Origin of the sequence: Gilliamella sp. CG16, assembly GCF_046635785.1 — a bacterium.
In the GTDB taxonomy this organism is placed as follows: domain Bacteria; phylum Pseudomonadota; class Gammaproteobacteria; order Enterobacterales; family Orbaceae; genus Gilliamella; species Gilliamella apicola_I.
The window spans coordinates 57,032-83,525 of record NZ_JBIDFL010000006.1 but is presented as its reverse complement, the minus strand read 5'-3'; the positions used below and the strand labels follow the sequence as shown (position 1 = coordinate 83,525).

22 protein-coding genes and 2 tRNA genes are annotated in these 26,494 nt (G+C 34.8%); 16 read left to right on the top strand and 8 right to left on the bottom strand.

What is annotated here, in order from left to right:
• The first annotated feature begins 105 nt into the window (after window positions 1-105).
• Both ACGH47_RS07745 and ACGH47_RS07740 read left to right on the top strand, forming a co-directional pair.
• Window positions 106-1,623: a helicase HerA-like C-terminal domain-containing protein gene (locus tag ACGH47_RS07745; RefSeq protein ID WP_411596577.1), complete on the top strand. Its 1,518-nt coding sequence runs from the start codon at window positions 106-108 to the stop codon at window positions 1,621-1,623.
• A 70-nt stretch (window positions 1,624-1,693) separates the two neighbouring features.
• Entirely contained in the window at window positions 1,694-2,776 is a 1,083-nt protein-coding gene (locus tag ACGH47_RS07740; protein ID WP_267350769.1) for an AI-2E family transporter, read from the top strand.
• A 21-nt stretch (window positions 2,777-2,797) separates the two neighbouring features.
• Here ACGH47_RS07740 and bcp read toward each other — a convergent pair whose 3' ends face one another.
• Both bcp and hemL read right to left on the bottom strand, forming a co-directional pair.
• Window positions 2,798-3,274, bottom strand: a complete 477-nt coding sequence (gene bcp, locus ACGH47_RS07735) for a thioredoxin-dependent thiol peroxidase (RefSeq protein ID WP_065558209.1) — start codon at window positions 3,272-3,274, stop codon at window positions 2,798-2,800.
• 70 nt (window positions 3,275-3,344) lie between these two features.
• Window positions 3,345-4,640, bottom strand: a complete 1,296-nt coding sequence (gene hemL / locus ACGH47_RS07730; RefSeq protein ID WP_267380637.1) for a glutamate-1-semialdehyde 2,1-aminomutase — start codon at window positions 4,638-4,640, stop codon at window positions 3,345-3,347.
• Window positions 4,641-4,797: 157 nt separating this feature from the next.
• Here hemL and erpA point away from each other — a divergent pair, with 157 nt between their 5' ends.
• The gene (gene erpA, locus ACGH47_RS07725) at window positions 4,798-5,136 is read left to right on the top strand and encodes an iron-sulfur cluster insertion protein ErpA (RefSeq protein ID WP_065558211.1); all 339 of its coding nucleotides are present in this window, start codon (window positions 4,798-4,800) and stop codon (window positions 5,134-5,136) included.
• Between the two features lie 393 nt (window positions 5,137-5,529).
• On the opposite strand, the gene ACGH47_RS07720 is transcribed toward erpA, so the two are convergent.
• Both ACGH47_RS07720 and ACGH47_RS07715 read right to left on the bottom strand, forming a co-directional pair.
• A tRNA-Leu gene (locus tag ACGH47_RS07720) sits at window positions 5,530-5,617 on the bottom strand.
• Between the two features lie 203 nt (window positions 5,618-5,820).
• The gene (locus ACGH47_RS07715) at window positions 5,821-6,126 is read right to left on the bottom strand and encodes a hypothetical protein (protein ID WP_065558212.1); all 306 of its coding nucleotides are present in this window, start codon (window positions 6,124-6,126) and stop codon (window positions 5,821-5,823) included.
• A 772-nt stretch (window positions 6,127-6,898) separates the two neighbouring features.
• Here ACGH47_RS07715 and hcp point away from each other — a divergent pair.
• Together hcp and ACGH47_RS07705 are read left to right on the top strand one after the other, a co-directional pair.
• Complete coding sequence (gene hcp, locus ACGH47_RS07710) at window positions 6,899-8,569, top strand: hydroxylamine reductase (protein WP_411623150.1); 1,671 nt, start codon at window positions 6,899-6,901, stop codon at window positions 8,567-8,569.
• A 173-nt stretch (window positions 8,570-8,742) separates the two neighbouring features.
• Window positions 8,743-9,159 carry an Rrf2 family transcriptional regulator gene (locus ACGH47_RS07705; RefSeq protein WP_267350772.1) on the top strand — a complete coding sequence of 139 codons (417 nt, stop codon included), beginning with the start codon at window positions 8,743-8,745 and terminating at the stop codon, window positions 9,157-9,159.
• A 55-nt stretch (window positions 9,160-9,214) separates the two neighbouring features.
• Here ACGH47_RS07705 and ACGH47_RS07700 read toward each other — a convergent pair whose 3' ends face one another.
• A complete protein-coding gene (locus ACGH47_RS07700) occupies window positions 9,215-9,865 on the bottom strand; it encodes a DUF421 domain-containing protein (protein ID WP_081298988.1) in 651 nt (216 codons plus the stop codon).
• Window positions 9,866-10,181: 316 nt separating this feature from the next.
• Here ACGH47_RS07700 and ACGH47_RS07695 point away from each other — a divergent pair, with 316 nt between their 5' ends.
• Complete coding sequence (locus tag ACGH47_RS07695) at window positions 10,182-10,391, top strand: hypothetical protein (protein ID WP_065558216.1); 210 nt, start codon at window positions 10,182-10,184, stop codon at window positions 10,389-10,391.
• A 302-nt stretch (window positions 10,392-10,693) separates the two neighbouring features.
• On the opposite strand, the gene ACGH47_RS07690 is transcribed toward ACGH47_RS07695, so the two are convergent.
• Complete coding sequence (locus ACGH47_RS07690) at window positions 10,694-10,966, bottom strand: DksA/TraR family C4-type zinc finger protein (RefSeq protein ID WP_065558217.1); 273 nt, start codon at window positions 10,964-10,966, stop codon at window positions 10,694-10,696.
• 100 nt (window positions 10,967-11,066) lie between these two features.
• On the opposite strand from ACGH47_RS07690, the gene msrA reads away from it, so the two are divergent.
• Genes msrA through msrB form a run of 3 tightly spaced genes read left to right on the top strand, consistent with a single transcriptional unit; the run spans window position 11,067 to window position 12,651 of the window.
• Window positions 11,067-11,615 (top strand): peptide-methionine (S)-S-oxide reductase MsrA, encoded by a 549-nt coding sequence (gene msrA, locus ACGH47_RS07685; RefSeq protein ID WP_267350773.1) that lies wholly within the window; start codon window positions 11,067-11,069, stop codon window positions 11,613-11,615.
• A gap of 3 nt (window positions 11,616-11,618) precedes the next feature.
• Entirely contained in the window at window positions 11,619-12,143 is a 525-nt protein-coding gene (locus ACGH47_RS07680) for a cytochrome b (RefSeq protein ID WP_411623131.1), read from the top strand.
• A 58-nt stretch (window positions 12,144-12,201) separates the two neighbouring features.
• Window positions 12,202-12,651: a peptide-methionine (R)-S-oxide reductase MsrB gene (gene msrB, locus ACGH47_RS07675; RefSeq protein ID WP_267350775.1), complete on the top strand. Its 450-nt coding sequence runs from the start codon at window positions 12,202-12,204 to the stop codon at window positions 12,649-12,651.
• 78 nt (window positions 12,652-12,729) lie between these two features.
• Here the strand turns inward: msrB and lptG are convergent, their stop codons facing one another.
• Window positions 12,730-13,794, bottom strand: a complete 1,065-nt coding sequence (gene lptG / locus ACGH47_RS07670) for an LPS export ABC transporter permease LptG (RefSeq protein WP_411589731.1) — start codon at window positions 13,792-13,794, stop codon at window positions 12,730-12,732.
• An 11-nt stretch (window positions 13,795-13,805) separates the two neighbouring features.
• Window positions 13,806-14,909, bottom strand: a complete 1,104-nt coding sequence (gene lptF / locus ACGH47_RS07665) for an LPS export ABC transporter permease LptF (protein WP_267350777.1) — start codon at window positions 14,907-14,909, stop codon at window positions 13,806-13,808.
• Window positions 14,910-15,052: 143 nt separating this feature from the next.
• On the opposite strand from lptF, the gene ACGH47_RS07660 reads away from it, so the two are divergent.
• The 7 genes from ACGH47_RS07660 (at window position 15,053) to ACGH47_RS07630 (ending at window position 26,432) form a co-directional block, all read left to right on the top strand.
• Window positions 15,053-16,534 (top strand): leucyl aminopeptidase, encoded by a 1,482-nt coding sequence (locus ACGH47_RS07660; protein ID WP_411623130.1) that lies wholly within the window; start codon window positions 15,053-15,055, stop codon window positions 16,532-16,534.
• A gap of 18 nt (window positions 16,535-16,552) precedes the next feature.
• Window positions 16,553-17,008, top strand: coding sequence for a DNA polymerase III subunit chi (locus ACGH47_RS07655; RefSeq protein WP_411623129.1), 456 nt, complete (start codon window positions 16,553-16,555; stop codon window positions 17,006-17,008).
• Between the two features lie 144 nt (window positions 17,009-17,152).
• Complete coding sequence (locus ACGH47_RS07650) at window positions 17,153-20,011, top strand: valine--tRNA ligase (RefSeq protein ID WP_411623128.1); 2,859 nt, start codon at window positions 17,153-17,155, stop codon at window positions 20,009-20,011.
• A gap of 281 nt (window positions 20,012-20,292) precedes the next feature.
• Window positions 20,293-20,368: transfer RNA gene (locus tag ACGH47_RS07645), tRNA-Lys, on the top strand.
• A gap of 199 nt (window positions 20,369-20,567) precedes the next feature.
• Window positions 20,568-20,900, top strand: coding sequence for a DMT family transporter (locus tag ACGH47_RS07640; protein WP_065558273.1), 333 nt, complete (start codon window positions 20,568-20,570; stop codon window positions 20,898-20,900).
• Window positions 20,901-21,181: 281 nt separating this feature from the next.
• Window positions 21,182-21,901 carry an epoxyqueuosine reductase QueH gene (locus ACGH47_RS07635; protein ID WP_411623127.1) on the top strand — a complete coding sequence of 240 codons (720 nt, stop codon included), beginning with the start codon at window positions 21,182-21,184 and terminating at the stop codon, window positions 21,899-21,901.
• A gap of 256 nt (window positions 21,902-22,157) precedes the next feature.
• Complete coding sequence (locus ACGH47_RS07630) at window positions 22,158-26,432, top strand: acyl-CoA dehydratase activase-related protein (protein WP_411623126.1); 4,275 nt, start codon at window positions 22,158-22,160, stop codon at window positions 26,430-26,432.
• Window positions 26,433-26,494 lie beyond the last annotated feature (62 nt).

Here is a 26,494-nt window from a genome sequence, read left to right as displayed (position 1 = left end):
GTGGCTCCTTAATGTTGGCTAATGAATGGTTAAATCGTCGATATTGCATTCTTAGCTTACAATATTACTGATTGTTTTAATAGCAATTTAATGAGGATTTAATGTATGAGTGAATCTATCGTTATAGCCAAAAGCAATGGCAAGGATTTATCTATTATCAGCGCATTAGCCAATCGTCATGGTCTCATTTCTGGTGCAACAGGTACCGGTAAAACAGTGACGCTTCAAAAAATGGCAGAGAGTTTTTCTCATATAGGTGTACCGGTATTTTTGGCTGATGTTAAAGGGGATTTGACCGGTTTGGGTGAGAAAGGGATTTTAACAGATAAACTTAAAGCACGCCTAACAAGCATTGGGGTAACTGATTGGCAACCTGAAGCCTCGCCCATTGAATTGTGGGATGTGTTTGCTGAAAAAGGGATTCCGGTGCGAAGTACCGTTTCGGATATTGGTCCAATTTTATTAGCACGATTATTAAATCTTAATGATATTCAATCAGATGTATTACAACTGGTATTTAAAATTGCCGATGACAATAATCTTTTATTACTGGATTTTAAAGATTTACGAGCCTTAGTGCAGTTAATTGGTGATAATGCAAAAAAATTTACGTCTGAGTACGGCAATATTTCTTTATCATCGATTGGTGCCATACAACGCAGTTTATTATCGCTTGATCAAGAAGGGGCAGAATATTTTTTAGGTGAACCTATGCTTGATATTCAAGATTTAATGAAAACCGATGCCAACGGTCACGGTATGATTAATATTTTAGCTGCAGATAAATTATATAACTCACCTAAATTGTATTCTGTTTTTTTGTTGTGGTTGCTGTCAGAACTGTTTGAACATATGCCTGAAATTGGTGATCCTGATAAACCTAAATTAGTCTTCTTTTTTGATGAAGCGCATTTACTATTTAATGATATTACCCCCGCTTTATTACAGAAAATTGAGCAGGTAGTCAGACTGATTCGTTCTAAAGGCGTTGGTATCTATTTTGTTACTCAAAATCCTACCGATATTCCCGATACCGTTCTTGGTCAGCTTGGCAATCGTGTCCAACATGCGCTTAGGGCATTTACGCCTAAAGATCAAAAAGCAGTAAAAGCCGCGGCTCAAACTATGCGAGCTAATCCCAATTTAGATACCGAAAAAGTGATTATGGAATTAGCTGTCGGCGAAGCCTTAATTTCTTTTTTAGATGAGAAAGGGCGTCCTAATATGGTTGAGCGTGGTTTTGTTATTGCACCAAATTCTAAAATTGGTCCAATTACACCTGAAAAAATTCCTGAGATTATTAAACAATCGCTATTTTATGATAAATATGCTAAAACTGTCGATCGGCAATCCGCTTATGAGAAAATAAAAGCAGGTTTTTCATTGGATAATTCAGCTAACGTTCAATCAGCTGATGATGATAATTCAACAGAACCAGCTGAAAAATCCAGTAGTGGTGGTTGGTTAGATATGCTAAGTTCTCTGTTTTTTGGTCATAAAGGCCCAAGAGGTGGTCAACAAGATGGCTTTGCGCAAAAAGTTGCTCGAAGCGCAACGCGACAAGTAGCCAATGAAATCGGTCGACGCATTACTCGTGGTATTTTAGGTGGATTTAAACGGTAAATGCATTGGGCTTATAATTTATCGTATTGAAACTTAATCTAATATAAACAGCAAAATAGGAGTGTTTGCAATGTTTAAATTGTTTGTGGAATGGTATAAAAGACGATTCAGTGATCCGCATGTGGTATCGTTGATAGTGGTTTTAGTCTTCCTGTTTTTAATTATTTATTTTTTTAATAAAATTCTTTTACCCGTTTTCATTGCAATCGTGCTTTCCTATTTGCTTGATACCCCAGTCAATTTTTTGTATCGAAAGGGCATTCCACGCACTTTTGCGGTTATCATTGTATTACTCATTTTTCTTCTTGTTGTTTTAGCATGTTTTATGATTCTGGTACCTTTAGTTTGGCAACAAAGTATTAGTTTGATAACCAATATTCCAAACATGCTCAATTTTGCTAATAAGTTTTTGACATCACTGCCGGAACACTACCCCGAACTGATTGATGTTGGATTATTTGATTCTATTATTCAAGGCATTACTAGCAGAGTCGTGCAAACCGGAAATTCGTTATTACAATTCTCTATTGTTTCCCTGTTTGGTCTTGTTTCAGTTGCAATTAATGCCGTGCTAGTCCCTATTATGATGTTTTTCTTTTTGAAAGATAAAGCAAAAATATGGGGATATTGTTCTCGTATTCTGCCTAAAAATCGAGGAGTGTTAAATAAAGTCGCCGCTGAAATGGATACGCAAATTGCTAACTATATTGTAGGCAATGTTTTGCATATTCTTATTCTAGGTATTAGCGTGTATATTCCATTTTGGTTTTTTGGTTTAGATTATGGATTATTATTGGCGGTAATTGTTGGGCTTTCGGTGTTGATTCCTTATATTGGGATTATTATTTCAAGTATTCCGGTTATTCTTATTGCTCTATTCCAATGGGGCATCAGTCCAGAATTTGGGTATTTGATTTTCTTTTATGTGCTTATTCAGGCTTTAGACGGTAATTTGTTAGTTCCTTGTCTATTTTCTGAGAAATTGAATCTTCACCCATTAGTAATTATTTTAGCGGTGATTGTATTTGGTGGATTATGGGGATTTTGGGGAATATTTTTTGCTATCCCACTTGCCACTTTAGTCAAAGCAATTATTAATGCTTGGCCAAATCCGGATGAGATTAATAGTTTTGATAAAGTAAAAGCAGATTAGGTTAATCTGCTTTTAAGATGTCTATTTTGAGTGGTTTTTGAGGTAATCTAAAACCACTTCATGGTGATTACTGGTTTTGAAATCATCAAAGACTTTTTCGATTTTTCCATCAGTCCCAATTAAGAAACTAATACGGTGAATGCCGTCATAGGTTTTTCCCATAAACTCTTTTTCACCCCATGTGCCAAAAGCTTCACATAATTCATGATTTTCATCAGAAAGCAACGTAAAGTTTAATAATTCTTTTTCTGAAAATCTTGATAGCTTTTCTGGCTTATCTGTACTAATGCCAATGATTACCACATTGTATTTTTTGAGGTCATCAGCACAATCCCGTAAATTACAAGCTTGAACTGTACAGCCAGGTGTCATGGCTTTGGGATAGAAATAGATCAACATACGTTGACCTTTAAAGTCTTTAGAGCTTATTAGCTCTCCATCTTGGTCAGGCAACGAAAATTGAGGTGCTTTTTCACCTTCTTTAAGTGGATTAACCATAAATTAATTACCTATGTTAATAGTTTAATATTTTAATCGCTAATGGTATCAAAAACTTTGTGTCATCAATTTAACTTATCTTACTAAAAAAACGACTTGCTGCATCAATAGTATGATTGATTTCTTTATCTGTGTGCATAAGTGACATGAAACCTGCTTCAAAAGCTGACGGTGCAAAGTAAACACCTTCAGTGAGCATATGATGATAGAATTTTTTGAATAATTCAATATCACAATTCATTACATCTTGATAACTGCTTACTTCGGAAGCATTTGTAAAGAAAAATCCAAACATCGCACCCGCTTGATTGACCGCAAAAGGAACTTTATGCTGTCTGGCAGCGGATAAAAGTCCGTTTGTTAGCGTTTTAGTTTTCTCCTCTAATTCTTGATAAATACCTACGTCCATCAATTTGGTTAAGGTTGCATATCCGGCTGCCATGGCAACAGGATTACCCGAAAGCGTACCAGCTTGATAAATTGGTCCGGTTGGCGCTAATTGTTGCATGATATCTGCACGACCACCAAATGCGCCCACAGGCATTCCCCCTCCAATGATTTTACCTAAACAAGTCAAATCGGGGACAATGTCATAATAATCTTGCGCTCCACCTAGTGCTACCCTAAATCCTGTCATCACTTCATCAATGATTAACAATGCCCCATATTCATCACAAAGCGCTCTTAATCCTTGTAAAAACGATTTTTTAGCCGGGATACAATTCATGTTGCCGGCAACGGGCTCAATAATAATCGCGGCAATTTCATTTGGATATTGTTCAAACTGTTTTTTAACTGATTCAAGATTGTTATAATCACATACTAAAGTATGCTTAACAAAATCATTAGGTACGCCGGGTGACGTCGGATGTCCAAAAGTAAGGGCTCCTGATCCTGCTTTTACCAATAGATAATCAGCATGGCCATGATAGCATCCTTCAAATTTAATGATTTTATCACGCCCGGTAAAACCCCGTGCCACGCGTATTGCACTCATGGTTGCTTCAGTACCTGAGTTGACCATGCGTAGCATCTCTATCGATGGCATAAGTTCAGTGACTAAATTGGCTACTTTAGTTTCAATTTCGGTCGGAGCACCAAAACTGAGTCCATTACGCACAGCGTGAATGACTGCGTCAGCTACGTCTGGATCATTGTGTCCAAGGATCATTGGACCCCATGAGCCTACATAATCGATATAGGCTTTTTCATCAACGTCATAAATATAAGCACCATTGGCACGCTCAATAAATAAGGGTATTCCACCCACGCCATTAAAAGCCCGTACTGGTGAATTTACGCCACCAGGTAAAACGGATAAAGCTTGATGAAAGAATATTTCGGATTTTAATGATTTTGTAAACATATGTTGTATTCTCATTGAAGAAATATGGTGGTATTTATTCATAGTTTCAAAATTATTTCAAGCAACTAAACAAAAATTTAAATAATAGAGTTTTTCATTTTGTAATTTCTTTTTTACACAGTATATAATAAGCAGATCAAGACAGTAGGAGAATAAAATGGGCAATGCTTTACCAATTAATTTTACTGATGCTGCAGCGAATAAAGTAAAAGCGTTAGTCACCGAAGAAGAAAACCCAAATCTTAAATTAAGGGTTTATATTACAGGTGGAGGATGTAGTGGATTTCAGTATGGGTTTACTTTTGACGAGAAAGTAAACGAAGATGATTTAGCCATAGAGAAAAATGGGGTATCGTTGGTTATCGATCCTATGAGTTTACAATACTTAGTTGGCGGTACCATTGATTATGTAGAAGGATTACAAGGCTCACGTTTTGTGGTTGATAATCCTAATGCAACAACTACTTGTGGTTGTGGTTCGTCATTTAGTGTTTAATCTTCAGACCCAAAAATTTTGGGTCTGCGTTCTAAGCAATAATTCATTTTAGAGTTGTTAATATCATAGATAAAAGTTACTCCAATAACATTTCCTTACCAAACTAATCTTGTCACTAAAAAGTTTAATTATAGCGCTATTTTTTGAGCATACTCAGCCGTTAGCTATTGATCCATTAAACATTATGGATGATTACATTATTTTTGTTCAAGCAGTGGATCTGACTTATCTAAAAAATTGAATTTTATTAAACAACTAAAACATCTTTAATTAAATGATTGATAAAGTTTTTTAGTAAAATGTTGATATAAGTTAGTAATAATATGCTTACAAAGGTGTCGTTAAGACAGTGATAAAATAAGTCGATGAAAGAAGGATAAAGAGAGATAGATGTGGTGCCCGGGGCGAGACTTGAACTCGCACGGCCAAAAAGGCCGAGGGATTTTAAATCCCTTGTGTCTACCGATTTCACCACCCGGGCTCAAAACGATTCGTTAAAAATAAATGCGTTTCGAATGCAGTGCATTTTACCCATCTTAATTTCTACGTCAATAGAAATTTAAAAAAAATTGATTAACCGCTCAATGTTTATCATATTTCTGTTTTATTTTAGTCTGTTTCTCTATAACCTTATCGTTGCGTTATAGAATTATTCTGTAAAAGTTGGTCTTGATTAATTCCTTATTAGGAATCTAATTTATTGGTGATCCATTTAACTAATTTCATTTTCCTTTCTCTTGAACAATAGACCCAATAACCTTTTATCACTGAGGGTATAGTTAATTTTATCAGCCATCTGTCATCTTTTTCGATATCATTAGGAAGAACAATGTCCCGTAACACAATATCGATGTCTGAATTAAGTTTTTTTACAATCCAGTCTGATAACGTCATATTGGCTTTTTTGGCTAATTTTTTCCATTTTATAAATTTTTTTTTCTGAGTATGAAAACAAAAACTTATTTGTTTAGTGTTTGAATCAGTAAACATATTTCTTTCCTGTTAAAACTTTATTAATTTTAAGATTTTAACCTCTATTCCTTAATAGATTAACGCATACTAGGTTAAGATTTTATTTTTGAGATTATTTTTTTGTTTTTAATGGCATTAAATTGATGCTTAAATAACAACAATTACTTGTCATTTGACTGGGTTCGGTCAACTTGAGGAACAACCAAGGATATTTACTCCATTAACATTTGATGTCATCTTTTATGGTTTGTATTTATAACAAACTGCTTACCCGTCTAAGTATATTGTAGTTCACCTTTTTTATAATGACATGAATATCAATTAATATTTAATCAATAATTATGCATGATTAAAATAATCGGTTTAGCATTATTTCTGATTTTAATCACTTAATCAAATTTATTTTGGCGATTAATATTTGATATTTCTTACATGTAACCTATTGAATTAAGTTAAAATAAGTAAATAATTTTAATATTTTATTTAAGAAATGAATGGAAAAGCAAATTTTCGATCTGACTTGAAAACCGATTTTTATCGAAATCATCAGACAATATCCTAACTAGGCTTAGGATGAGCGAAGCGTTTCTAGTATTCCTTAATTGTAATTATCAAACTGTCTATCTTTTAAGTGGTATAACAATATGAATTCTGACTCTTAGTTTCAATATAAGTTCAAATTTTTCATGTTTATTAAAAAAATTAAATTGGTAAATTCACTTTTCTTTTTTATTTTAAACATGTATTTTATATACCTGTTTTAGTAAGAGGAAAGAAAACAGGAGTAATGATGTTTTGTATTCAGTGTGAGCAAACAATAATAAAATCAAATGAAAAAGGGTGTAGTTATTCTAAAGGAATGTGTGGTAAAACAGCAGAAGTTTCTGATCTTCAAGATGTTTTAGTCGCCAGTTTGCAAAAGGTTTCATTTTGGGCGGCCATTTGTCGTAGACATGACATTGTGGACAGACAGATCGATAGATGGTGTGCACAAACATTTTTCTCAACGTTAACTAATGTGAATTTTGATGCAGACAGAATGTTGGCGTATCTTGCAGAAGCCGATATCTATTCTCAAAAATTAGAACAGCTAGCCAAAGTTGCTGTACTACAATTTAATGAACATTTACCTGCGTTAACCTATGTAGCCCAATTAAATTTTCCTAAAACTAAGCAAGAATTATTGGATTTTTCTTCTTTAGTGATGTTAAAGCACGATCAAGATAAAGTCGGAAAGGATGTCATTGGACTGCGCTTATTAGCACTATATGGATTGAAAGGTGCAGCTGCTTATATGGAACACGCTGCTGTTTTGGGGCAATTTAATCAAGATATTTACACCGAATATCATGAAATGATGAGTTTTCTTGGCGATAATCCTTCTGACATTAATAAATTATTTCAATTATCCATGCAAATAGGACGATTGAATTATAAAGTAATGGGGATGCTTGATGCCGGCGCTACCAATACATTTGGCGATCCTATCCCGACTAAAGTCAATACTAGACCTGTTGCAGGTAAATGTATCCTTGTCTCTGGTCACGATTTTCATGATTTGCGTTTGATATTAGAACAGACTCAAGATAAAGGCATTAATGTGTATACACACGGCGAAATGTTACCGGCTCATGCTTATCCTGAATTAAAAAAATATTCACATTTAGTTGGAAACTACGGTACAGCTTGGCAAAATCAACAGACTGAATTTGCTAATTTTCCTGGCGCTATCGTCATGACGTCTAACTGTATTATTAATCCTTTTACTAAAGGCTATGCAGAGCGCATCTTTACCCGAAGCATGGTAGGCTGGCCAGGTGTCACTCATATTGAAACAGATGATTTTAGTTCCGTTATAGAGTGTGCATTGAACCAACCCGGATTTGATTATACGGAATTAGAGCATTTTATTACTGTCGGCTTTGCCCGTAATACTTTATTAAATGTAGCACCAACGGTTGTCGAACAAGTTAAAGCAGGTAATATTAAGCATTTCTTTTTAATTGGTGGATGTGACGGCAGTAAAAGTGAACGGCATTATTATACCGAAATGGCAAATCAAGTCCCTAAAGATAGTGTTATTTTAACTTTAGGTTGTGGTAAATATCGGTTTAATATGCAAAATTTCGGCAATATCAACGGCATCCCTCGATTAATTGATATTGGGCAATGTAATGATGCTTATTCCGCAGTGCAATTAGCATTGGCGTTGGTTGAAGCTTTTGGATGTGGCGTGAATGAATTACCATTGACTTTGGTTTTATCATGGTTTGAACAGAAAGCTATAGTTATATTATTGACATTATTGTCGCTAGGTATCAAAGGAATTTATGCAGGGCCTTCAATGCCTGAATTTTTAACCGACAATATATTGAATATTTTACAAGATAAATTTGATCTTCGTATGACTTCTCAAGCCAGTAAAGATCTAAATCAAATACTAAATTATTGTGCAGCATAACAAAACTTAAACTGATTGTTATCCTCATGTTGTTGATGAGGATAACACCATGATAATTTAGTTTTTTAACTTGGTAATAAAAATTCAATTAGTCATAAAAAGAGGGTTAATTTAATCATTGATATTGCCTATAATGTGAGATGATAAGTTTTTTAAGTAGATAGGAAAAATCAGTGCAATTATCAAGTTTTACCGATTACAGTATACGTGTGCTTCTTTATTTATCCACGGTAGATGGTGATCAGCTAGTCAGTATCGCAGATATTAGTCATTATTTTAAAATTTCTAAAAATCATTTGGTTAAAGTCGTTTATAATTTAAGTAAATTAGGTTATGTCGAGACCAAGCAAGGAAAAAATGGTGGCATTAAATTAAAAATAGAAAAAAAACTGATTAATATTGGTACTGTGGTTAGACAAATAGAACCGCTAAATCTTCTTAATTGCAGTTTATCATTTTGTCATATCAGTCCTGCTTGTCGTTTAAAATACTATCTGTCGGATGCTAAAGAAGCATTTTTGAAAGAGCTCGAAAAGTATACGATAGAAGATATTATGGATCCTAATGTGCAATTAAATAACTTTAACTAACAAGTTTAATTAGCTAAAGTTAATTTAATTAGGTGGTTATTTTTTTAAGTGGGTTTTAAGCTGACTTATCTTCAGTTTTATCATATGGGTAGATGATGAGTTTATTATCAAACCATTCTGCACAAAAAATGTCTTCGACTTTTTCATATCCTTGTTTATGGATTTCCTGCATGAGCCAATCTTCATCTTTTTTGAGTTGTTCAAGATTATCTTGACTAATACAGCCATTTTCGATGATCAGTTCAGCAATATCTTTTTCACCTTTCTTAATAATGGTTAGCGAACCATTTAATTCATACCAAACTTGTTTTAATTGACTAAATGAGGATATTCCTTGTATGTTCACTAAAGTTTCAAAATCACGTACAGGCAAGTTTGCCTTGGCAAAATTATCTGTTAATAATTTTCCGTTTTTAACTAACTGAATTGCTTCACCGTCAATCGCATCTCTTAATCGAGAATTTTTTGATTTAATAAAGCGAATTAAAATTAATAACGCTGCCCAAATTGCGACAAGCCCAGCGGCTTCCCAAGCTGAAACGGTTGGACTGAGTAAAGCTCCCCCGACTAACGCACCGATTACCATACTACCAACCTGATCTAACTGAGACATCGGGGCAATTTGACTTTTACCCGATAGTTTCACGTAAATAAGTAAAATGATGAGTGCAAGTAAAAATTTCGGTGCCATTTGTAGTAAATACATTTCCAACCTCCAAATTAAAAAGTTATTTTAAGTGGCATTGATCCATGCCTTTTTAGAGAAATAAAAAATTAAATTTAAAATGGTCGAGATTAAATTTAGTGAGTTCTAATTTATGAAGAATTTTTGTTAAAAACGTGTTTTTTCTTGAAATGCAGGTTTTATTATATCTGATTTTTGAAAAATTAATGAGAAAATTATTGTCAGTTGGATTGTAAATTAATCAAATCTAAACTTGATTTTTTACTGATAGACGTTTATATATAATAGTGATAAGTAATGTGCTTATCACTAACCTACAACATACGAGGAGCTAATAATGGTACAAAAATTTGCTTCATACGGTAGTGATGTTTCAGCTGGCACTTATAAGTGTGCTGATTGCGGTTATACTTTTTCCAATCAAAGTAAAAAATCCTTGCCACCATGTCCGGATCATAACAAAAAACCACATATCAAAAATGGTTGGTATATTGTTTCAGGACAGGGCGATTCAGTAAAAGATCCTCATCCAGATAAAAAAAAGTAGACGACCATTGCTAAAATACATTCGCTATCTATGTGTTTTGGTTATGAATAGTATAAAAAAAGGAGCGTTGCTTGTTTTTCTACTTATGAAAGCTGCATGATGAAATCAGTAACGCTCTAATCATGATTTAATCCTTATCTTTATATGTAAGCTGATCTAAAAAAAGTGATTAACTTAAAGGTGTTAATAAGCGCAAAACGTGTTATCTTTTATAAGATAACGATTTTATTAAATCGAAATAGTTGCGGATTTTCAGTTTTCAACATCACAATGAGTTTTATAATTAGGCAATAAACAAAATATTAACGTAGTTGACTGTCTTTGCTGCCTCGACGATTATATAAAATCGCCGCTTTAGCAGACTGTTTATCCAGTTCTTGTTGGCAGTTTAAACAATATTGTACGCCAGGTAATGCAAGCTTTCGTGCTTTTGGAATAGGATCACCGCATTCAATGCAGAAATCAGCACTTTGAGCACCTTGTTTAAGTTGGCGTCTAGCATTTTCGATAGCATCTGCAATGGTGCTTTCAATTTGTTGATTAACGGCATCGTCAGATGCCCAACCACTAGCCATATTCGATCCTCCTAAAACTGAGATGGTTAGCTTGTGAGATGGTGATTTTTTAAGCTTTTTCAAGGGGTGTCTTTTAAAATCATTTTTATTGGAGATTATTATGCAACAATATGAGCAAGCAACATTCGCCGGCGGTTGTTTTTGGTGTATGGTCAAACCGTTCGATCAATACGAAGGTGTTATTAGTGTGGTGTCGGGTTATACGGGTGGGCATGTAGTAAACCCTACCTATGAACAAGTATGTCAAGGTGATACCGGACATACTGAAGCCGTTCAAATTACGTTTGATCCCAAGAAAATTAGTTATAAAAAGTTATTAGATATTTTTTGGCAACAAATTGATCCTACGGATCAACATGGTCAGTTTGCTGATCGAGGAGATTCTTACCGTCCGGTTATTTTTTATCATAATCAATTCCAACATAATTTAGCACTAGAATCGAAAAAAGAGTTAGAGGCAAGTGGTCGTTTTACTCACCCGATTCAAGTCGCTATTGAACCCGCTGTCGCTTTTTATCCAGCTGAAGAGTATCATCAAGACTTTTATAAAAAACAGTCACAACATTACAATCGTTATTATCAATTGTCTGGGCGTTCGTCATTTTTGTCACAGCATTGGCAAGATAAATCTAAACCTAAAAGTGAGTAAGTTATGCAAGATTACCCTCAGTATCGAAGTCAACAAAAATTAATACATTGGCTATCAGCAGTGCTAGTTATATTAGCGTTTTTGCTGATTATGTTTAAAATCATTCTATCTCATTTTTTGGGAGGGATGCCGAATATCTATTTGTTACATAAATCAATTGGTGTTTTAGTCTTCATTGTAACAATATGGCGTATTAAAGTAATTATCCAATATGGTATCCCTGATGTTTTAGATAAACATCAAAGATTACAGCGAATTTTATCAAAATCTACCCAAGGCTTTATCTATATTTTTCTGTTAATTGTTCCGTTATCTGGGTATTTGATGAGTAGTCTCCCGCTCAATGTTTTTGGTCTTGTTTCCATCCCTGCTATCGATATGCCAAATGAGTTTTATCTGTTTTTCCATAGCACTCATTTAATCAGTTCATATTTGCTAGCCGTATTAATTTTGGTACATATTCTCGGAGCTTTATATCATTACTTTTGGCTTAAAGATAAAGTTTTACAATCGATGTTGGCAAAATAGTTAGCTTTAAAGGCTGTTTTGCTAATTAAGTTCTTCAATATTAGCTATTAGGTGACTTATGAATAAACTTACGAAAGACCAAGCCATTTCTAAATTAACCGCTATGCAATATCATGTGACGCAACAAAATGGCACAGAACCACCGTTTGAAAATGAGTTTAATGATAATCATGAAGAAGGATTATATGTCGATATTGTATCCGGTGAACCTTTATTTACTTCTTACGATAAATTTGATTCTGGATGTGGTTGGCCAAGTTTTTCTCGTCCTGTTAATGATCATCATATTCTTGAAAAAGCAGATAACAGTTATGGTATGCATAGAACCGAAGTCCGATCTGTAAAAGGGGATTCTCACCTTGGGCATGTTTTTAATGATGGGCCTAAAGCGTTAGGTGGATTGCGTTATTGTATTAATTCTGCTGCTTTACGTTTTATTCCGGTTAATAAACTGGTCGAAGAGGGGTATGGGGAATATTTATCTCTTTTTGAAAAACATAAATCTTGATTTCCTATCATTCATTTATTGAATGATAGGCGTTAAATGGTAAGTAAAAAGAGCAACAAACATTTAGGGTATGTTGGTTTAATTTCTTCTTTTAAATAGTGCATAACTTATCAGTAAAAAAACAAAACTGGTTATTAACGATCCTATGATTGGATAGATACCAATAACGATACTCATTTGAGCAAATAAGTTATCGGCTATGTAGAAAATAAACCCAAAACTAATGCCGATGATGACCCTAACACCCGTTGACACACTTCGCAGTGGGCCAAATATAAACGAGAGGGCAAGTAACATCATGACAGCAACAGAGACCGGTTTTATGATTTTTTTCCAGAAAAGTAAATCATAATAGCTCGTATCTTGTCCCGAGTTGTGCAGATATTGTGAATATTTATAAAGTCCTGTAGCAGAAAGCGAATCAGGATCAAAAGCAACAATGTTCAATTTATCCGGCGTGATGTTAGTTTCCCATTTCATGGACATCAGATTTGTCCCATTTACTTTAACCGGATCACTAAAGTCATTTCTTTCAACTTGCGTTAATGTCCATTCATTTTTTTTAAATATGCCATAATCAGCATGGGTTATAGACAATAATTGATTATTATCTGTCGCATAAATTGAAATATCGTTAATGGAATTATCGTCATTAACACGACCAATATAGATATAATTGTTTCCATCTTTTGCCCATAAACTACCTTGTTCAGCTAATAACGAATTGCCATATATTTTTACAGAACGCATATTACGGGCAGTTTGTTCACACTCAGGGGCTACCCATTCACCGATTGCCATAGTAATAATCACTAATGGTATAGCCGTTTTCATAACGGCTTTTGCAATTTTAAAACGGCTAAAACCAGACGTTTCCATAACGATAAGCTCACTTCGAGATGCCAGTAACCCTAATCCAATTAAGGCGCCTAACAATGCTGCCATTGGAAAAAAAGTTTCCAGATCTTTAGGTGTCATTAAGGCCGTATATATACCAACTGAAAAAGCATCATAATCACCTTTTATTCTTCTGAGTTGGTCTATAAAACGAATAATCCCTGACAAGCTAATAAGTAAAAACAGGCTCAGACCTATTGAGCTTAAAATTGTTCTACCAATGTAGCGATCTAAAATCGAAAACACATTTTTCCCCTTTATGATTTACTGAATTTTAGACGAAGTTTACGCATGAAGATGCTATCCCAGCAATTTAATATCAATGCAATAATAAAATAGGTAATATTAATTAAGTAAAACCAAAATTCAGCATCCATACGGCCTTTCCCAGCATTTGCTTTTATTGAACTGGCTAACAGAAAATAGACCAAATAGAGCAGTAAAGCGGGTAAGATTTGCGAAAGCCTGCCTTGCCTTGGATTTGTGACACTCAGTGGAATAACTAAAAAAGCCATTAATGGAACGGAAACAATCAGTGTTAACCGCCAATAAAACTCAGCTTTGGTTTTGGGCGTTTTCAGCGTTTGCAATTCAGTTAATCCGAGCTGTTGTACATCAATTTTTTCATCATCACTATTCATATCCAATTCTTTAGGTTTGATAATTCCCAAATAATTATGAAAATTTGATATACGAAAATCTTGTAATTGTATGTTTCCTTCGTAACGATTGGCGCTTTCTAACGTAATAATTTGATTGCCTTCTTTGTCATGGCCGGTTTTGCCTTTATTCGCAATTATGATCGAGGGTCTTTCGTTATCTTTAGTTTTTACTTTAGCGATAAAAACATTTTCTAAATTGTTATTATTGACATTACCAATATAGATGACCGAATTTCCGTCAGGAGTTTGTTGAAATTGTCCGGATAATAATCCCGCTAAACTTGGATTTAATTTTGCATTTTCAATTAATTGACTTTGCTTGATATTTGACCAAGGCCCGAACCATAAAGTATTTAGCATTGTTAATGAGCAGGTGAAGATACATAGTAAAAAAACGACTTGATAAGTGACATTTTTTTTCACGCCGCAGGCATGCATAGCAACCATTTCACTGTCTGAATATAAGCGGCCAAATGTAATAAGCACCCCTAAAAAAAGACTTAAAGGTAAAATTAAATCAGCCATATTAGAAATACCCAAGACTAACAAGGGCATGATTAAGTCACGAGGAATATTTCCTTCGATCGCGCTCGATAAAATTTTAATTAATTTTTGAGAAAAGAAAATAAGGAGCAAGATAAACAAAATAGCACCTTGTGTTTTCAATGTCTCTTTAACTAAATATCGACGAATTATCACATTTTACCTATACAAAATTAAACGTTTTTTCAGATCTAATTATTATAAACTGAAATAAGAGTAATTAGTTATCTTTTTGTTGCTATCCCATGATGAATCGATAAAATATTACTATTCGCATTATCTTTTATACGAGAAACATTATGGAATTCTTAATCAAAAACAGTCATACTTTAACGAATCAAAAAACAGAATGTTTAGTTATTTCAATAGATTCAGGTAAGAAACAATCAGACATTGTTAATGAAATCGATGAATTGACTCATGGCATGATTAGCCAACTTATTAAAAGTGGTGATATTAGTGGTGAATTAGGAAAAACCACTCTGTTGTACCCTTGCATAACTGGTTTTACTCAAAAGTTATTATTGGTTGGCTGTGGCAAATGTAAAGAATTTGATTTTTCAAAAGCCAAAAAAGTGATTCAAAATGTGGTGAAAGAGCTAGTTGCTAAAAATATTAAGAGCATCACTTGGGATTTACTAACCGTCAATACTGCCTATAGTTCAATCATTGCAAAACAATTACCGCAAATTGTGAACGATATAACGTATCACTTTGATCTATTCAAAACGGAAAAAGCACCCAAACTGAATCTCGCTAAAGTTAATTTGATTTATGGTGATAAAGAACAAACGCAATCGATTAGTTGCAATTTACAACAGGGTAAAATTATTGCTGATGCTATCTTGGCTACAAAAACGCTGGCTAATATGCCTTCAAATATCTGTAATGCACGATATTTAGCAGAACAGGGTAAATTGCTAGACAAAACTTATGAATCATTAAAAACGACGTGCTTAGGTGAAAAAGAGCTCGCTAAATTAAATATGAATGCTTATCTAGCTGTAGGTCGAGGTTCACAGAATGAATCGATAATGACAGTTATTGAATACAACGGTGCAAAAGACAAAAAAGCGCAACCTATTGTTTTAGTCGGTAAGGGATTAACGTTTGATTCTGGTGGTTTGTCAATTAAACCAGCTGCAAGTATGGATGAAATGAAATACGATATGTGTGGCGCAGCTACCGTTTATGGCGTAATGCAAGCTGTAGCAGAATTAAATTTACCAATTAATGTGGTTGGTGTTATGGCTGGATGTGAAAATATGCCCGATGGTAATGCTTATCGTCCTGGCGATATTTTAACGACAATGTCAGGTACAACGGTTGAAGTGATTAATACCGATGCAGAAGGTCGTTTAGTTTTATGTGATACACTAACTTATGTTGAGCGTTTTAATCCAAAAGCGGTGATTGATATTGCAACGCTAACTGGTGCATGTATTGTGGCTTTAGGACATCATTATACGGGCGTGATGGGAAATGATGAAAAGTTAGTAACACAATTAGTGCATGCATCCAACAAAGCGGATGATAAAGCATGGGCTTTACCAATGGATAATGATTTCCAAGATCAGATTAAATCAACGTGTGCCGATATTGTCAATGCTGGTGGGCGTGATGGTGGTACGATTACAGCGGCATGTTTCTTGTCTCGTTTTACTCAAAAATACCATTGGGCACATTTAGATATTGCGGGTACAGCATGGAAATCAGGTGCAAACAAAGGTGCGACAGGGCGACCGGTTGCTATGTTGATTCAATATTTGTTAGATCAATAAGACGGCATTACTATTTTTATGAAAAAAGTGATTTTCTATCTGTTAGAAAACCAAACAGAAGCAAGCGAAACAGGCATATTGTTTTATGAAAAACTCGCTTGCCAAAAAATTGTCGAGGCATGGCAAGCAAAACAAAGAGTGTTGGTTGCTTGCCAAGATCAAGTTCAAGCTGAACGTATCGATGAATACCTTTGGCAACTGGATACCGATAATTTTGTTCCTCATAATTTAGTCGGTGAAGGAATGAAAGGGGGATCACCTGTTGAAATCTGTTGGCCTCAAAAACGTAGTAGTGGTAATCGTCAATTATTGATTAATTTGCAGGAACAATTCCCTGAATTTTCTGGATTATATCATGATATTATTGATTTTGTGCCTGTTGATGAACGATTGAAATCACTTGCTAGAAATAGGTATAAAACGTATAAAGAAAGTGGTTTTAATCTGAAAACAATACCCATATTATGTATATAATGGCTAGTATTGCTATGCTTGGTCATTAAGTTTTCAAACAGCAAATTTAATACTTTATGATAGTATTAAGCCAATTTATTGTTTTTCTATTTTATTGTAAAATAGTTCCATTTTTATGCCTTGAATTAGGATTAATGCATTTATATGAAAAATTCGACTTATAATCCACAAGAAATCGAACAGCCCATTTACCAACATTGGGAACAGAGCGGTTATTTTAAACCCAACGGTGACAAATCCCAGCCTAGCTATTGCATAGCGATTCCACCACCTAATGTGACAGGTAGTTTACATATGGGACATGCGTTCCAACAAACGATTATGGATGCGTTGATTCGGTATCATCGTATGCAAGGTCATAACACATTATGGCAATCTGGTACTGACCATGCCGGTATTGCAACGCAAATGGTGGTAGAGCGTAAAATTGCAGCCGAAGAAAGTAAAACCCGTCATGATTATGGTCGTGAGGCCTTTATTGAAAAGATTTGGCAATGGAAAGCCGAATCTGGGGGAAGCATTACTAAGCAAATGCGTCGTTTAGGTGATTCGGTTGATTGGGATCGTGAGCGTTTTACCATGGATGAAGGTTTATCTAATGCCGTTAAAGAGGTATTTGTAAGGCTTTATCAAGAGGATTTAATTTATCGTGGTAAACGTTTAGTAAACTGGGATCCGAAGTTACGTACAGCTATTTCTGATTTAGAAGTTGAAAATCGTGAAGTAAAAGGGGCTATGTGGCATTTGCGTTATCCCTTAGCTGACGGTGCCAAAACTGCTGATGGCAAAGACTATTTAGTGGTTGCAACTACTCGCCCCGAAACGCTATTTGGGGATACCGGTGTGGCTGTTAATCCTGAAGATCCGCGTTACAAAGATTTAATTGGTCACTATGTGATATTGCCTTTTGTTAACCGTCGTATTCCGATTGTTGGCGATGAACATGCTGATATGACCAAAGGTACCGGTTGTGTAAAAATTACACCTGCGCATGATTTCAATGACTACGAGGTCGGTCGTCGACATCAATTACCGATGATCAACATTTTTACATTTGACGGTGATATTCGTGCACAAGCTGAAGTTTTTGATACCAATGGTGAAGCAAGCGATATTTATTCAACTGATATTCCGTCTGAGTTCCAAAATTTAGAGCGTTTTGCAGCACGCAAAGCGGTCGTTGCTGCATGTGAAGCTCAAGCTATTTTAGAAAAAATCGAACCGCATGATTTAACCATTCCTTATGGGGATCGTGGTGGAGTAGTGATCGAACCAATGTTAACTGACCAATGGTATGTTCGAGCTAAAGTGTTAGCTGAGCCAGCTATTGATGCGGTGAAAAATGGCGATATTCAATTTGTACCAAAACAGTACGAAAACATGTACTTTTCTTGGATGAATGATATTCAAGATTGGTGTATTTCACGTCAATTATGGTGGGGACATCGTATTCCTGCTTGGTATGATGAGCAAGGTCGTGTGTATGTTGGACGAGATGAAGCTGAAGTTCGACGTGAAAATAATTTATCTGACGATATTATTTTATCTCAAGATGAAGATGTACTTGATACGTGGTTTTCATCTGCGCTTTGGACATTCTCAACGTTAGGTTGGCCAGAAAATACGGATGATTTAGCAACTTTTCATCCAACGAATGTTTTAGTTACAGGCTTTGATATCATCTTCTTCTGGGTAGCTAGAATGATCATGATGACCATGCACTTTATTAAAGATAAAGATGGCAAACCTCAAGTTCCGTTCAAAACAGTCTATGTGACAGGCTTGATTCGTGATGAAGAAGGGCAAAAGATGTCTAAATCTAAAGGAAATGTTATCGATCCTTTAGATATGATTGATGGGATATCACTTGCTGATTTACTCGAAAAACGTACTGGTAATATGATGCAACCTCAATTGGCTGAAAAAATAGCCAAACGTACGGAAAAACAGTTTCCAAACGGGATAGAAGCACATGGTACTGATGCATTACGCTTTACTTTAGCGGCGCTTGCATCAACTGGGCGAGATATCAATTGGGATTTAAAACGTTTAGAAGGTTATCGTAACTTCTGTAATAAACTTTGGAATGCTAGCCGTTATGTGCTAATGAACACCGAAGCCCATGATTGTGGTTTCAAAGGTGGCGATCTGGCTTATTCATTAGCGGATAAATGGATATTAGCTGAATTTAACCAAACCGTAAAATCTTATCGTGAAGCTTTTGATACTTATCGATTTGATTTAGCTGCTAATATTTTATATGAATTTACGTGGAATCAGTTCTGTGACTGGTATTTAGAATTGACTAAATCAGTATTAGCCAATGGTGGACAATCCGAACAACGTGCTGCCCGTCATACCTTAGTCACCGTTCTTGAGGCATTATTACGACTTGCACATCCAATTATTCCTTTTATTACAGAAGAGATATGGCAAAGTGTTAAACCATTAATGGCGATTAAAGCCGATACCATTATGTTACAGCCGATGCCTGCATTTGACAGCAAGCATACGGATGACCAAGCCGTTGCGGATATTAACTGGATTAAAGATGTGGTTATTGCTGTTCGTAATATTCGTGCTGAGATGAATATTGCACCAAGTAAACCATTGCAACTATTGATTCGTAAAGCTTCGCCTACAGTTCATCGAATCATTAGTGATAATATCAATTTCATTGAATCGTTAGCCAGATTATCCGAAATTGTCTTATTAGATGAGGGTGAAACGGGGCCATTGTCAGTAACTAAATTGGTGGATGGCGCTGAGCTATTAATGCCAATGGCTGGCTTAATTAATAAAGACGATGAATTAGCGCGTCTTGAAAAAGAGATAGCCCGTATTGACGGTGAAATAGCCCGTATTACCGGTAAATTATCGAATGCCAATTTTGTAGATAAAGCACCGGCAGCAGTCGTTGCCAAAGAGAAAGAAAAACAACAAGGTTATATTGATGATAAAACCAAGTTGCAAGAACAATATCTTGCAATTAAAAATTTATAGTCTTGCCAATAAAATCTCTCGCTAAATTAGCGAGAGATTTTTTTACCTTGCTACATAACTGCTTATCGATGACATCTGAAATTGTATGTTAACTGATAGCTATCAAGGTTAATAAAGTACTACCACAATAAAATGATACATCTTGTATGTGCAATTAGACCATGTAGCCGTTAAGGTAAGAAATGATATATTAAGATTAATATCAATGTTTTACAAAAAAAATTTGTATAGCTAATTTGCTTTTGAATTAAGTTTACTATATACTTCGAAAATACTTTTATGGGTTGTTAGCTCAGTCGGTAGAGCAGTTGACTCTTAATCAATTGGTCGCGGGTTCGATCCCCTCACAACCCACCATTTAATATTCCTTTTTCATAATTTTCTAGCTTTGATAGCTTTCAAGTTTACCTGTTTGTTCAAATTAGCATGATGAAATGAAACCATAATTAAGCTTTAATATTATTGATTAAGGTGTGATAGGTTAATAAAACATCAGAACGTTAAGGTTTTAAACTTAACCAATAAATTTGTTTTTCAAATGACTATAGGTATTATTATGAATGCATATCTTTATCTTTTTTTCGCTATTATTTGTGAAGTTATCGCTACATCTTCATTAAAATTATCGAATGGGTTTACCCATCTTATTTATTCTATTATTACAATTGTTGGTTATAGCGCATCATTTTATATTCTTTCCTTAGCATTAAAAACCATTCCCGTAGGTATTGCTTATGCGATTTGGTCAGGAATTGGTATTGTGCTTATTAGTTTGATTGCTTGGATCTTTATGAAACAAACTTTGGACTTAGCGGCTGTAATCGGTATGGGATTTATCATGTTTGGGGTAATTATTATAAACTTATTTTCTAAAGTGTCAGGGCACTAATATTATTGATATCGATTTTGAGATGAATAATTAATCAGTATAACAGTTTGTTTTAATAAGTTAATCAATGAACAAGGTTAGATGATTGAATAAACTTCAGGTTTAATGACTATTGAGTAAAAGCACGCTATTGACGTCATAATTAGATTATCAAAAAGTTTTAGTTATTACCTTTGTTTCAGTATAAAAAATTACATGCTAAGCTTGAATGGTTGCGTTTATCGCTATATCATAGCGCAGCTTAAAAAGACTTTAATCATCAAAATTATAAACGAGTCATCATGTTAATTAATGCTAAAAATATACTGGAAAAATTAAATCCTCATAACAAAATCAATTACGATTCTGTTTTACAAGAAGTCATCGCAGATTGGCAGCACGAAGCAGTTCGCCCTAAATTATTGATTCATAGTTGCTGTGCACCATGTAGTACCTATGTTTTAGAGTATTTGGCACAGTATGCTGATATTACTATCTATTTTGCCAATTCGAATATTCATCCAAGAGTTGAATATGAACACCGTAGTCTGGTTCAACAAAAATTCATCAACGATTTTAACCTGAAAACAGGGCATCATGTCCAGTTTTTAGAAGCACCTTACCAACCGGCAGAGTTTGTTAAACAAGTTGGGCATTTGCGTGATGAACCCGAAGGAGGAGAGCGTTGTCATCTCTGCTATAAAATGCGATTAGATTTGGCAGCGATTAAAGCGCAAGAATTGGGATACGATTATTTTGCTAGTGCATTGACGTTAAGTCCTAAAAAAAATAGCCATAAAATCAATCAACTGGGTTTTGAAATTCAAGAAATTTTTTCGGTGAATTATCTACCTTCTGATTTTAAAAAAAATAATGGTTATAAACGTTCTATCGAGCTTTGCAAAGAATATGATGTCTATCGACAATGTTATTGTGGTTGTATTTTTGCTGCTAAAGCGCAAGGCGTCGATTTAAAAAATGTTATTGCGATCGCTAAGCAGGGATTAGAAAAAATGCGTTAATACATATTATTATCCTCATAAAAGATGCCAAAAAATAGTTAGTTCACCCTATTAAAAATGGTTTTAGCTAACTATTTTCTATGATAGAAATTAATTTAATAGGATTTTAAAAACGCAACTTTAAAACAAGATATTTTTTAACCAAATTGATTAAAAAAAAGTAAGATTCGGCTATAATTATTACACATAAAAAATAAAGCGATATTGATTATATCGATTAAAAAGTAATGGATGCTTTGGGGATTATGTGCTGCTTATGTCAAAATTATTTAAATTTGGTTTAGATGTGGGTTCCACAACAGCGAAATGTGTTGTACTTGATGAGTTTGACAATTTTGTTTATACCAATTACATTCGTCATAATACACATATTGTGGCGACAGTCCTCGATTTACTTAATGAAATTAAACAGAAGTTTGGTAATAATATTTGTCTATCCGTCAAGGTAACGGGTTCGGCTGGTATGGGAATATCTGAAAAAGCCGATATTCCTTTTATCCAAGAAGTGGTGGCGGCATCTGAAGTTGTGCAGCGCAACTATCCCGAAGTCAGAACCTTAATTGATATTGGCGGTGAAGACAGTAAGATGATTTTCTTCTTTCCCGATCGCCCGCCCGATATTCGAATGAACGGTAGCTGTGCAGGTGGGACAGGGGCATTTATCGATCAAATGGCAACGCTATTAAACACGCCTGTTCAACAATTTAATCAACTCGCTCAACATCATGACAAAATCTTTCCAATTGCTTCTCGTTGTGGCGTTTTTGCCAAAACCGATGTCCAAAATCTCATTAGTCGTAACGTCTCAAAAGAAAATATCGCCTTTTCTGTTTTACATGCTGTTTGTATTCAACTCGTTAATACCTTAGCACGTGGTTATGATATCGTTCCTAAAGTGATGTTAATTGGTGGGCCATTTTCCTTTATTCCAACCTTAGGTAAAGCAGCGCTTAATACGTTGAAATTAGATGAAGATCAGCTAGTTGAAACGCCTTATCCAACATTGTTGTCTGCTTGGGGGGCGGCAATTCATCCGATTGAACGTGCTGAACTTTCAATTAATAGTTTTATCGAGAAATTAAATGCTTCAACAAAAATTGCAGTGAATCAATCTTTTCGATTATCTCCTCTTTTTAATGAAGCCTTATCATTTGATGACTGGAAAAAAAGACGGAAATATATCGATATTCCTCGATTAAATATCGTAGATTATAAAAAGCAAAATTCTTTTTTGGGCATAGATAGTGGTTCAACGACAACCAAAATTACGTTAATTAGTGAAGATGATGAACTACTGTTTACTTATTATGCCCCCAATAACGGTCATTCAATTAGTGCACTGATTAAAGGATTATCTCAATTAAAAAAAGAAATTGAGACATCCAATAAAGATATTGTGATTTTGCGGACGGGTGTCACCGGTTATGGCGAAGAGTTATTAAAAGCCGCATTTGGTATTGATGATGGTTTAGTTGAAACGATGGCGCATTTTGCCGCAGCAAAGCATATTGATCCAGATGTCAGTTTTATCATGGATATCGGTGGTCAAGATATGAAAGCCATTTTTATTGCCAATGGTGTGGTTAATCATATCGAACTTAATGAAGCTTGTTCATCAGGGTGTGGTTCATTCATTGAAACTTTTGCTAAATCATTAAACTCAAATACCATTGATTTCGCCGATGCGGCCTGTCAATCAACCCATCCTTGTGATTTAGGTACACGCTGTACTGTGTTTATGAATTCTAAAGTTAAACAAGCCCTACGCGAAAATGCCACCATGGGGGATATTTCGGCTGGACTTGCGTTTTCAGTGATTAAAAATGCAATTCATAAAGTGCTTAAACTGCACGATATGCGTAAATTAGGTAATAATATCGTCGTGCAAGGTGGAACTTTTAAGAATCCTGCTGTTTTTCGAGCCTTAGAACAATTAACCGGTGCGCAAATCACCAGCTCAAATATCCCTGAATTAATGGGCGCCTATGGCTCGGCTTTAGTGGCAAAAAATCATTTTGTTGAAAATAATACACCTTCACAATTTATTGGGCTGGATAACTTAGCAAAAGCTGAAGATAACAAAGCGAAACCTTCTCGCTGTAAGGGGTGCGAAAATAATTGTGATATTATGATCTACCGTTTTGCCAATGGGCAAAAATATTATTCCGGTAATAAATGTGAACGTTTCTTAAGTAATAATCAATATAAAGATAATCATGCCTTTAACATGCTTGATTATAAAAACGCGCTCTTGTTTGATCGAATCACTGTCGAAAATCCTCAAGCAAAAATTAATATAGGCATACCTCGTGTTCTCGGACAATATGAAAATTTTCCTTTTTGGCATACGTTATTGACTCAAAGTGGTATCAACGTAATACTTTCACCTTATTCGACTCATAAAATTTATGAACAAGGAGCAGGTACAGTGATGTCTGATAGTATCTGTTTTCCTGCTAAATTAGTACATGGGCATATTATGGAATTAGTTGGTCAAAAAGTGGATCGTATTTTTATGCCTATGGTCGTATTTGAATCATCCCAGTTTGATAATGCAGTAAATAGTTTTAATTGTCCTATTGTGAGTAGTTATGCAGAAGTCATACATAGTGCTATCAATCCAGAATTAAAATATGGTATTCCGATTGATTATCCTGTGATGAATTTCACGGATGTGAAGTTACTCAAAAAAAGTTGTGTTCAATATTTACGGTCATTAGGTATAGCGAAAAAAGTCATTGATAACGCCTTTTCGGCAGCATTAATGGCACAGTCCCAGTTTAAACAGAATCTTTACAACAAAGCGATTGAAGTATTAGATAATGCCAAACAAACAGGGCGATATGTATTTATTTTAGCAGGACGGCCTTATCATAGTGATAGTTTAATAAACCATAAAACACCTGAAATCTTAAATGCGCTTGGTTGTGATGTGATTACTGAAGATTCTGTATTAGGTGGCATTAGCCAGTTATCGCCAGAACTTCAAATTTGTTCACAATGGAGCTACCCGAATCGTTTATATGCTGCCGCTTCATTCGTTGCAGAGCAACCCAATAATATCCAATTTGTTCAACTTAATTCATTTGGTTGCGGGCTTGATGCTATTGTTACCGATGAATGTAAAGCAATTTTAGAATCAAAAGGTAAAACCGGTACGATAATTCGTGTTGACGAAATTACCGCAACGGGTTCTGTCAGATTACGTTTACGTTCCATTATTGAATCGATACGAATGAATCATCAGCAACCTTTAAAAACAGATGAACGTAAAAAAACGGCTATTTTTAGCAAGCAAGATAAGCAGCGTCGAACCATTTTAGCACCGTTTATCTCCGATTTTTATTCTCCGCTTTTAACGCCAATTTTTGCGTTATCGGGTTATAAACTGGAAACATTACCTAAGCCAGATAAGCGTTCAGTCGAATGGGGATTAAAATACTGCAATAACGAAATCTGCTATCCGGCAACAATTATTGTTGGGGATATTATTAAAGCACTGCGTTCAGGAAAATATGACCGTAATGATGTAGCAATAGGGATAACTCAAACGGGTGGACAGTGTCGAGCGAGTAGTTATTTATCGTTGATCAAAAAAGCGATGATCAGTAATGGTTTTGAAGATATTCCCATAATTTCACTTAGTACTGGAAATATTAATGAAATAGAACAACCTGGCTTTAAGCTAAATTGGTTTAAAACATTACCGATAACTTTTTTTGCGATGCTTTTTGCTGATTCACTATCAAAAATGTATTACGCCATTGCGCCAAGAGCGAAAGTTAAACAACAAGCTGATCAGCTTAAAGCGCTTTATATGCATAAATTGCAACAACTTATTCAACAAAAGCAAGGTAAAAAGGCCATCTTCGAACTATTAACGCAAGCCGTTGTACACTTTAATCAAATTGAAACACACCATAAAAATTGTCCACAAATCGGTATAGTGGGCGAAATTTACGTTAAATATAATAGTTTTGGTAATCAACACAGTGTTGAATGGCTAGTTGAGCAGGGTATTGAACCGGTTATTCCACCAATGATTGAGTTTTTTGCGCAATGTTTTGTTAATTATGATAGTAATGTCAATAATTATCTCTCATCAAAGAGTTATATCTCTTATCTAATATCCTTTTTTGAAAAGATTGCACATCGGTATATTGATAAAACAAATAAAATTTTGTCCCAATTTAAGTATTATCAACCTTTCCATAGTATACGTGATATGTCTAAAAAGGCTGAAGAAATCTTAAATCTGGCGAATCAATATGGTGAAGGTTGGTTGATTCCTGCTGGCATCATGACATTTGCTGAACAGGGAATTAACAATGTTATTAGCCTGCAACCGTTTGGATGTATTGCAAATCATGTTGTATCTAAAGGTGTTGAAAAACGAATGCGAGATCTTAACCCAAAACTTAACTTACTCTATTTAGACTTTGATGATGGTGCAGGTGAAGTTAATGTGCTTAATCGTTTGCATTTTATGGTAAGTTCATTAAAGTATACCCAGTTACAACGGATTGTTTAAATGTTAAAGTACATGACGATTCAGTGTAAGTAATAGTAAAAAGATAATTTATAAAAGGATTG

Coding starts and splice junctions, on each gene's coding strand:
- ACGH47_RS07715 (WP_065558212.1), bottom strand. CDS start 6,126: ATGTTTACTGATTCAAACACTAAACAAATAAGTTTTTGTTTTCATACT.
- ACGH47_RS07655 (WP_411623129.1), top strand. CDS start 16,553: ATGAAAAAAGTGATTTTCTATCTGTTAGAAAACCAAACAGAAGCAAGC.
- ACGH47_RS07695 (WP_065558216.1), top strand. CDS start 10,182: ATGGTACAAAAATTTGCTTCATACGGTAGTGATGTTTCAGCTGGCACT.
- msrB (WP_267350775.1), top strand. CDS start 12,202: ATGAATAAACTTACGAAAGACCAAGCCATTTCTAAATTAACCGCTATG.
- ACGH47_RS07660 (WP_411623130.1), top strand. CDS start 15,053: ATGGAATTCTTAATCAAAAACAGTCATACTTTAACGAATCAAAAAACA.
- ACGH47_RS07700 (WP_081298988.1), bottom strand. CDS start 9,865: ATGTATTTACTACAAATGGCACCGAAATTTTTACTTGCACTCATCATT.
- ACGH47_RS07745 (WP_411596577.1), top strand. CDS start 106: ATGAGTGAATCTATCGTTATAGCCAAAAGCAATGGCAAGGATTTATCT.
- ACGH47_RS07635 (WP_411623127.1), top strand. CDS start 21,182: ATGTTAATTAATGCTAAAAATATACTGGAAAAATTAAATCCTCATAAC.
- bcp (WP_065558209.1), bottom strand. CDS start 3,274: ATGGTTAATCCACTTAAAGAAGGTGAAAAAGCACCTCAATTTTCGTTG.
- msrA (WP_267350773.1), top strand. CDS start 11,067: ATGCAACAATATGAGCAAGCAACATTCGCCGGCGGTTGTTTTTGGTGT.
- ACGH47_RS07690 (WP_065558217.1), bottom strand. CDS start 10,966: ATGGCTAGTGGTTGGGCATCTGACGATGCCGTTAATCAACAAATTGAA.
- erpA (WP_065558211.1), top strand. CDS start 4,798: ATGGGCAATGCTTTACCAATTAATTTTACTGATGCTGCAGCGAATAAA.
- ACGH47_RS07740 (WP_267350769.1), top strand. CDS start 1,694: ATGTTTAAATTGTTTGTGGAATGGTATAAAAGACGATTCAGTGATCCG.
- ACGH47_RS07680 (WP_411623131.1), top strand. CDS start 11,619: ATGCAAGATTACCCTCAGTATCGAAGTCAACAAAAATTAATACATTGG.
- hcp (WP_411623150.1), top strand. CDS start 6,899: ATGTTTTGTATTCAGTGTGAGCAAACAATAATAAAATCAAATGAAAAA.
- ACGH47_RS07630 (WP_411623126.1), top strand. CDS start 22,158: ATGTCAAAATTATTTAAATTTGGTTTAGATGTGGGTTCCACAACAGCG.
- hemL (WP_267380637.1), bottom strand. CDS start 4,640: ATGTTTACAAAATCATTAAAATCCGAAATATTCTTTCATCAAGCTTTA.
- ACGH47_RS07650 (WP_411623128.1), top strand. CDS start 17,153: ATGAAAAATTCGACTTATAATCCACAAGAAATCGAACAGCCCATTTAC.
- ACGH47_RS07640 (WP_065558273.1), top strand. CDS start 20,568: ATGAATGCATATCTTTATCTTTTTTTCGCTATTATTTGTGAAGTTATC.